This is a genomic window from uncultured Stenotrophomonas sp. (genome assembly GCF_963519925.1).
GTDB classification, from domain to species: domain Bacteria; phylum Pseudomonadota; class Gammaproteobacteria; order Xanthomonadales; family Xanthomonadaceae; genus Stenotrophomonas; species Stenotrophomonas maltophilia_AE.
In genome coordinates this window covers 1-7,194 of record NZ_CAUQPH010000162.1, presented here as the reverse complement: position 1 = coordinate 7,194, position 7,194 = coordinate 1, and the positions used below count along the sequence as shown (strand labels likewise).

Genomic DNA, 7,194 nt, shown 5'->3' with positions numbered 1-7,194 from the left:
GCGGCCGCAGGCCGACGCCGGGGGAAATTCGCCCACAAGGGCACGGCGGCCCCGCACTCGCCCCACCGGCAGCCGCGTCTCCTTTAAACCACGTCCGCCGCCACGAACCCACCGGTCTGCCGCGCCCACAACCGCGCGTACAGGCCGCCGGCGGCGACCAGTTCGGCGTGGGTGCCGGTTTCCACGATGCGGCCCTGGTCCATCACCACCAGCCGGTCCATGCGCGCGATGGTGCTCAAGCGGTGCGCGATCGCGATCACCGTCTTGCCCGCCATCAGCTCGTCCAGGTTGTCCTGGATCGCCGCCTCCACTTCCGAATCCAGCGCCGAGGTCGCCTCGTCCAGCACCAGGATCGGCGCATCCTTGAGCAGCACGCGCGCGATCGCGATGCGCTGGCGCTGGCCACCGGAGAGCTTCACCCCGCGCTCGCCCACGTGCGCGTCATAGCCCTGCCGGCCCTCGCCATCGCGCAGCGTCTCGATGAACGTGGCCGCGCGCGCCTTCGCCACCGCCGCATGCAGCTGTTCCTCGGTCGCATCCGGGCGCCCGTACAGCAGGTTGTCGCGGATCGACCGGTGCAGCAGCGACGTGTCCTGCGTCACCACGCCGATCTGTCTGCGCAGGCTTTCCTGGGTGACCTCGGCGATGTCCTGGCCATCGATGCGGATATGCCCGCTTTCGAGGTCGTACAGCCGCAGCAGCACGTTCACCAGCGTCGACTTGCCCGCGCCCGACGGCCCGACCAGGCCGATTTTCTCGCCCGGCTTCACCACCAGGTCCAGCCCCGCGATCACCCCGCCCTGCTTGCCATAATGGAAGTGGATGTCGTCGAAGTGCACGCCGCCGTCGCGCACCACCAGCGGCACCGCGTCCGCGCGGTCCTGCACGCTCAGCGGCTGCGAGATCGTGGTGATGCCGTCCTGCACCGTGCCGATGTCCTCGAAGATCCCGTTGATGGTCCACATGATCCAGCCGGACATGTTGTGGATGCGGATCACCAGCCCGGTCGCCAGCGTGATCGCGCCTACCGTGATGTTGCCGTGGCTCCACAGCCACAGCGCCAGCCCGCAGGTACCCGCGATCAGGAAACCGTTGACGATCGCAATGGTCAGGTCCATGCCCGTGGTGATTCGCGTCTGCCGGCGGTGCTTGACCGCCAGCTCCTCGATCGCCTCGGCCACGTAGGCCTGCTCGCGTCCGCCGTGGGCGAACAGCTTCAGCGTGGGGATGTTGGTGTAGCCGTCGACGATGCGCCCCATCGCCTTGGAGCGCGCTTCCGAGGCGATCCACGCCCGCTCCTTAGCGCGGGGCACGAAATACACCATGATCACTACGTACGCAGCCAGCCACAGCACCAGCGGGATCATCAGCCGCCAGTCGGCCTGCGCGAACAGGTACAGCGCGGTACCGGTGTAGACCACGATGTACCAGAGCGAATCGACCATCTGCACCGCCGACTCGCGCAGCGACGTGCCGGTCTGCATGACCCGGTTGGCCATGCTGCCGGCGAAATCGTTCTGGAAGAACGACAGGCTCTGCCGCACCACGTAATTGTGCATGAGCCAGCGCGAGCGGTTGCTCAGGCCGGGCACGATCGCCTGGTTGACCAGCAGGTTATGCAACCCCACCAGCACCGGCCGGGCCACCAGCGTGATTGCCGCCATCCACAGCAACGTGTCCGCGTGCCGCGCGAAGAAGCCCGCATCCGGCTGCTCGCTCACCATGTCGACGATGCGGCCGAGGAAATCGAACATCGCCACTTCCACCAGCGCCAGCAGCAGCCCGGCGATCAGCGTGGCCAGCAGCACCGGCCAGACCGGGCGCAGGTAGTGGATGTAGAACGGCAGCACGCGGCGCGGCGGCATGCGTGCATCGATCGGTGGGAACACCGGAATCAGCGATTCAAACCAGCGGAACATTCCAACCCCGGAAAAACCAACAGGCCGCGATTATCCCACCGCGGCCTGCCGTTTGTTTTCACCCGCGCCACACACCGGGCGGGCGGTTCATTTCGACGCGTCGGCTACCACCGGCGTCAATACCAGGTCCTGGAAGTCGAAGCTGAAGTCGGTCAGCGACGACACCGGCTGCATGCGCACCTCGCGTACCTTGCCGTCCGGGTCCAGGCTGAAGTTCACGAATGCGTCCGCATTGAGCGAGCGGTCGTCCCAGCGCACGATGAAGGTGTCGTGCTGCCAATGCTCCATCGTGCCGACCAGCTGCGCAGTGCTGCCGAAGCGCAGGCGCAGCGTGCCGCCCTGCTTCTCCACCACCACGTTGCCGTACCACGGGTCGCGGTAGGTCGCGGCGTAGCCGGCCAATGGCAGCGACGGCGTCGACCTAAGATCGCGCGCCGCCTGGTGCGCTGCCCAGCCTTCATCGGCCTTGTCCTGCGCCTTGGCCACCGCCGCCGCATATGCCGCCACCCAGTCGGTGGGCGGTGTGCCGAGATAGGCGTCGAGTACGGCCATGGTGATGGCGTTGAACGCCGCACCGACTTCCTGGTTGGTCAGCACTACCACGCCCAGCTTCTGCTCCGGTACCAGCGTCACCCGCGACACCATGCCCGGCCATCCACCGGTATGCCAGACCAGCTTCCGGCCGCGGTAGTCGCTCAGGCTCCAGCCCTCGCCATAACCGGCGAAGTTGGGGCGCGCGGCCGCGAGCTGCGGCACGCTCGGCTCGGGCACCACCTGCGGGGTGATCATCTGCCACATCGCCTGCTGCGTCTTGGGGCTGAACAGCGCAGTTCCGTTTTCCAGCTTGCCCTGGGCGAGCTGCACGTTCATCCAGCGCGCCATGTCGTGCACGCTGGAATAGACGCCCCCGGCCCCAGCGTTGTTCGACCAGGTCAGCGGCGCCACCGTGCGCAGCTCGGTGAAGTCGAACTTGGCATGCCCCACCGCCGCCTTGTCGCCCGGCTGCAGGTGGTCGGCGTTGAAGCGGGTGCCGGCCATGCCCACCGGGATGAAGATGTGCTGCTGCAGGAAGTCGGCGTAGGACTGCCCCGAGACCTTCTCGATCACCTGCTGGGCGACCGCGTACAGGATGTTGTCGTACGCGTAGCGGTCGCGGAAACCGGCCTTCAGCGGCACCTTGCCGAGGCGCTGCACCACCTCGGCATTGCTGTAGGACGTGGTCGGCCAGAACAGCAGTTCGCCGGCACCAAGGCTGAGCCCGCTGCGGTGCGACAGCAGGTCGCGGATGCGCATCTCGCCGGTGACGTAGGGGTCGGACATGCGGAACGACGGCAGGTGGTCGATCACCCGGTCGTCCATCTTCAGCTTGCCCTGCTCTGCCAGCAGGTTCAGCGAGGTCGCGGTGAACGCCTTGGTATTGGAGGCGATCGCGAACAGTGTGTCGGCCTCGACCGGTGCCGGCTTGCCCAGCTCGCGCACGCCGTAGCCGCGCGCCAGCACCACCTGCCCGTCCTTGACCACCGCCACCGCGATGCCGGGCACGTCGAACTGGGTGCGCACGCGCTCGACGGTGGCCTCCAATTGCTGCAGTTCGGCCGGCACCGCCGCCGACGCCAGGGGTGCGCATGCCAGCAGCACGAGGCCTCCGATCCAGGATGTGTTCAATCAGTGTCTCCGGTTGCGTGTTGCAGGGGCGTCGAGGCCATTCAGGCGGATCGCGCCAGGTTTCGCGCGATGGTAACGCGGGCGGTCGCAGGCTCGCGTGTGCCAGAAGCCGCCCACCCGGAGTGCCCGCATGATCACCCCCACCGACGCCGGTTCCACCGTCATTCCCTGCCTGCGCTACCGCGACGCGCGGGCCGCCATCGCCTGGCTGGAGCGCGCGTTCGGTTTCCAGGCGCAGGCCGTGTATGCCGAGGGCGACATCGTGTACCACGCCCAGCTGGTATACGGCCGCGGCATGATCATGCTCGGCTCGGTCGACAACGGCGGCGAGTGGGGCGCGCTGGTGGCGCAGCCCGAGGAGATCGGCGGCCGCGAAACCCAGAGCGCCTGCGTGGTGGTCAGCGACCCCGACGCGCACTACGCGCGGGCGGTGGCCGCCGGTGCCACCGTGGTCATCGATATCGCCGACCAGGATTACGGCGGCCGCGGTTACGCCTGCCGCGACCTGGAGGGTCGCCTGTGGTGGTTCGGCAGCTACGACCCGTGGCGGGAGAACGGGCTTTGAGCAAGGCGGCCCCCGGTCCGATCCGTACCGGCATCGGTGGCTGGGTGTTCCCGGCCTGGCGCGGCGGCACCTTCTACCCCGCCGGGCTGCCGCAGCGCGAGGAACTGGCGCATGCCAGCCGGCAGCTGGGCTGCATCGAGATCAACAGCACGTTCTACCGCGCGCAGAAGCCGGCGGTGTACGCGCAATGGCGCGAGCAGACGCCGCCGGGCTTCCGGTTTTCGGCCAAGGCACCGCGCACGATCACCCAGCGCCACGACCTGGCCGAGGCCGGCGCGCGTGCGGAAGGGTTCATCGATGGCATCTGCGCGCTGGGCGACCGCCTGGGCCCGCTGGTCTGGCAGTTCGCCGACCGGCATCCGGGCGCCGCCGCGGACTTCGACCGCTTCCTCGACGCGCTGCCGAAGAAGGCCCACGGCTGCCCGCTGCAGCATGCGCTGGAGGTGCGCAATCCGGCGGCGTGGACGCCGGAGCTGGTGGCGGTGGCGCGCGCGCATGGCGCCGCCCTGGTCTACAGCGGCTCCAGCGACTACCCCAGCTTCGCCGACCCCACCGCCGACTTCATCTATGCGCGGCTGATGCAGTCGCGCGCCAACCTGCGCGCCGGCTATCCCGAACGCACGCTGGAACAATGGTGCCTGCGCGCGATGCGCTGGGCGCGCGGCGAAGACAACCCGGACCTGCCGCACGTCGCCGCCGACGCGAAACCCGGTGCGCCGCGCGAGGTGTATGTGCTGTTCATCGGCGCGGCCAAGCACCGCAACCCGGGCGCGGCGGTGGCGCTGCGGAAGCAGTTGGAGGGTGTTGGCGGGAAGTGACGGGAGCCGACTGGCGGCCGAGGGTGCGGGACACGCATGGCGTGTCGCTACGGGAATCGCCACAATACCCGGATGCCGATGACCGATACCCGCAAAGCGCTTCTCCAGATCCATTTCTGCGTGCTGCTGTGGGGCATCACCGCCATCCTCGGCAAGCTGATCACCCTGCCCGCGCTGCCGCTGGTGTGGTGGCGCATGCTGCTGGTGGTGGCGATGCTGGCCCTGCTGCCGCGGGTGTGGCGGGGACTGCGCCAGCTGTCGCCGGCCCTGTTTGCCGGCTATTGCGGCGTGGGCGCGCTGGTGGCGCTGCACTGGCTCACCTTCTACGGCGCGGTGAAACTGGCCAATGCCTCGGTGGCGGCTACCTGCATCGCGCTGGCGCCGGTGTTCACCGCGGTGATCGAGCCGTGGGTGGCAAAACGTCCGTTCCAGCTGCGCGAGCTCGCGTTCGGCATTGCCGTGCTGCCCGGCGTCGCCATGGTGGTGGGCGGCGTGCCCGACGGCATGCGCCTGGGCGTGGCGGTGGGGGCGGCCTCGGCACTGCTGGTGGCCATCTTCGGTTCGCTCAACAAGCGCCTGGTCAGCCATGCCGATCCGCTCACCGTGACCGCGCTGGAGCTGGGCGCCGGCACCCTCACCCTGACCCTGCTGGCGCCGCTGCTGCCATTCCTGCTGCCGGCGCTGGCCAGCCCGCTGTGGGTGCTGCCGGACCTGCACGACGGCGTGTTGCTGCTGGTCCTGGCCGGGGTCTGCACGCTGCTGCCGTTCGCGCTGGCACTGGTCGCGCTGCGCCACCTGAGCGCCTACACCGTGCAGCTGGTGACCAACCTGGAGCCGGTGTACGCGATCCTGCTGGCGATGGTGCTGCTGAGCGAACAGCGCGAGCTGACCCCGCTGTTCTATGCCGGCGTGGCGATCATCGTCGGCGCGGTGTTCCTGCACCCGTTGCTGAATCGACGCAGGAAAGTGCAGCATCCGGAAATCCTGGGGACGGCCGAAGCACGCAACATCGCCGAGTGACGAAACCGGGACCCACGCGGCGGGTAGAGCCGAGTGGTAGAGCCGACCGGTAGAGCCGACCGGTAGAGCCGACTGTTAGTCGGCTGCCTTCTGCGCGAAAAGCAGCGGACTAACAGTCCGCTCTACCGATCCGTTTTACCGATCCGTTTTACCGATCCGTTTTCCCGATCCGTTTTACCGATCCGTTTTACCGATCCGTTTTACGGGTCCGTATTACCGGTCCGTTTTCCCGATCCGTTTTACGGGTCAGCGCCTCCGGCGTCAGCGATCCGGCCAGTACCACGCCGGCGCGTCCAGCAGTCCCTGCCCGACCAGGGTGGTGCGGCTGAGCTGCTTTTCCAGCGCGATCGCGTTGCACAGCGGCGATTCGCGCAGCGTGGCCACCAGCCGGGTGGCATGCGAGACCACCCACAGTTGGCTGCGTGCGGTCGCGGCCAGGATCAGCCTCCCCAGCGCCGGCAGCAGGTCCGGGTGCAGGCTGGTTTCCGGCTCGTTGAGCACCATCAGCGGCGGCGGGCGCGGGGTGTGCAGCGCGGCGATCAGCAGCAGGTAACGCAGCGTGCCGTCGGACAGTTCGGCGGCCGTCAGCGGGCGCAGCAGGCCGGGCTGCTGGAATTTCAGGTGCAGGCGGCCTTCGCTGCCCTCGATCAGGACCTGCGCGCCGGGGAAGGCGTCGTCCACCGCGGCGGCCAGTCCCTGCGCATCGCCGATTTCGACGATGGTCTGCCACGCTGCCGCCAGGTCGCGGCCGTCATGGCCCAGCACCGGGGTGCGCGTGGCCAGGGGCGACTGCCGTGCCGGCGCGTCCGCATCGGTGCGGAAATGGTCGTAGAAGCGCCATGCACGGATCGTCTCGCGCAGGCGCAGCACTTCCGGCATGCGCTGCGGATCGGCGAGCTGCGAAAACACGCTCTCGAACACGGAGAGATGGTCGTCCACGCCTTCCCAGTGCCGCCCCTGGCGTCGCCGCACCATCGCCCCCCGGCGTTCGACCAGCACGTTGCTGCTGCGCAGGAACGGCCCGGCCCAGATGCTTTCGCACTTGATCTGCGGGTCCAGGGCGAACGCCGACACGCTGGGCACCGGGAAGCCCAGGTCGATCGCATAGCCGAAATCGTCGGCGGCGAAACCCAGCCGCAGCGCCACCGGCTCGCTGCGCGCGGTGCCCTGCACCGGCACCTCGCCCTGGCGCATCGCGCGGCTGGCC

At 68.7% G+C, this 7,194-nt stretch carries 6 protein-coding genes; 3 read left to right on the top strand and 3 right to left on the bottom strand.

Annotated features, from left to right (window positions below):
* Positions 1–83: 83 nt before the first annotated feature.
* The gene (gene smrA, locus RWO33_RS18040) at positions 84–1,919 is read right to left on the bottom strand and encodes a multidrug efflux ABC transporter SmrA (protein WP_314106585.1); all 1,836 of its coding nucleotides are present in this window, start codon (positions 1,917–1,919) and stop codon (positions 84–86) included.
* 87 nt (positions 1,920–2,006) lie between these two features.
* Positions 2,007–3,557 carry a serine hydrolase gene (locus RWO33_RS18035; protein ID WP_314106583.1) on the bottom strand — a complete coding sequence of 517 codons (1,551 nt, stop codon included), beginning with the start codon at positions 3,555–3,557 and terminating at the stop codon, positions 2,007–2,009.
* Positions 3,558–3,714: 157 nt separating this feature from the next.
* Between RWO33_RS18035 and RWO33_RS18030 the strand changes: the two genes are divergently transcribed.
* The 3 genes from RWO33_RS18030 to RWO33_RS18020 all read left to right on the top strand — a co-directional run bounded on the left by RWO33_RS18030 (position 3,715) and on the right by RWO33_RS18020 (position 5,987).
* Positions 3,715–4,149, top strand: coding sequence for a VOC family protein (locus RWO33_RS18030; protein ID WP_314106582.1), 435 nt, complete (start codon positions 3,715–3,717; stop codon positions 4,147–4,149).
* On the top strand, positions 4,146–4,967 hold the full coding sequence (locus RWO33_RS18025; RefSeq protein WP_314106580.1) for a DUF72 domain-containing protein: 822 nt from the start codon (positions 4,146–4,148) through the stop codon (positions 4,965–4,967). Before RWO33_RS18030 ends, RWO33_RS18025 begins: the two co-directional genes overlap by 4 nt.
* A 72-nt stretch (positions 4,968–5,039) precedes the next feature.
* Positions 5,040–5,987 (top strand): DMT family transporter, encoded by a 948-nt coding sequence (locus tag RWO33_RS18020; protein WP_145478174.1) that lies wholly within the window; start codon positions 5,040–5,042, stop codon positions 5,985–5,987.
* A gap of 261 nt (positions 5,988–6,248) precedes the next feature.
* On the opposite strand, the gene RWO33_RS18015 is transcribed toward RWO33_RS18020, so the two are convergent.
* On the bottom strand, positions 6,249–7,194 hold a 946-nt coding region (locus tag RWO33_RS18015), incomplete at its 5' end, for an AAA family ATPase (protein WP_314106578.1).

Bases quoted from the DNA above. Each gene is read 5' to 3' on its own strand.
- smrA (WP_314106585.1), bottom strand. From the start codon at position 1,919: ATGTTCCGCTGGTTTGAATCGCTGATTCCGGTGTTCCCACCGATCGAT.
- RWO33_RS18030 (WP_314106582.1), top strand. From the start codon at position 3,715: ATGATCACCCCCACCGACGCCGGTTCCACCGTCATTCCCTGCCTGCGC.
- RWO33_RS18020 (WP_145478174.1), top strand. From the start codon at position 5,040: ATGCCGATGACCGATACCCGCAAAGCGCTTCTCCAGATCCATTTCTGC.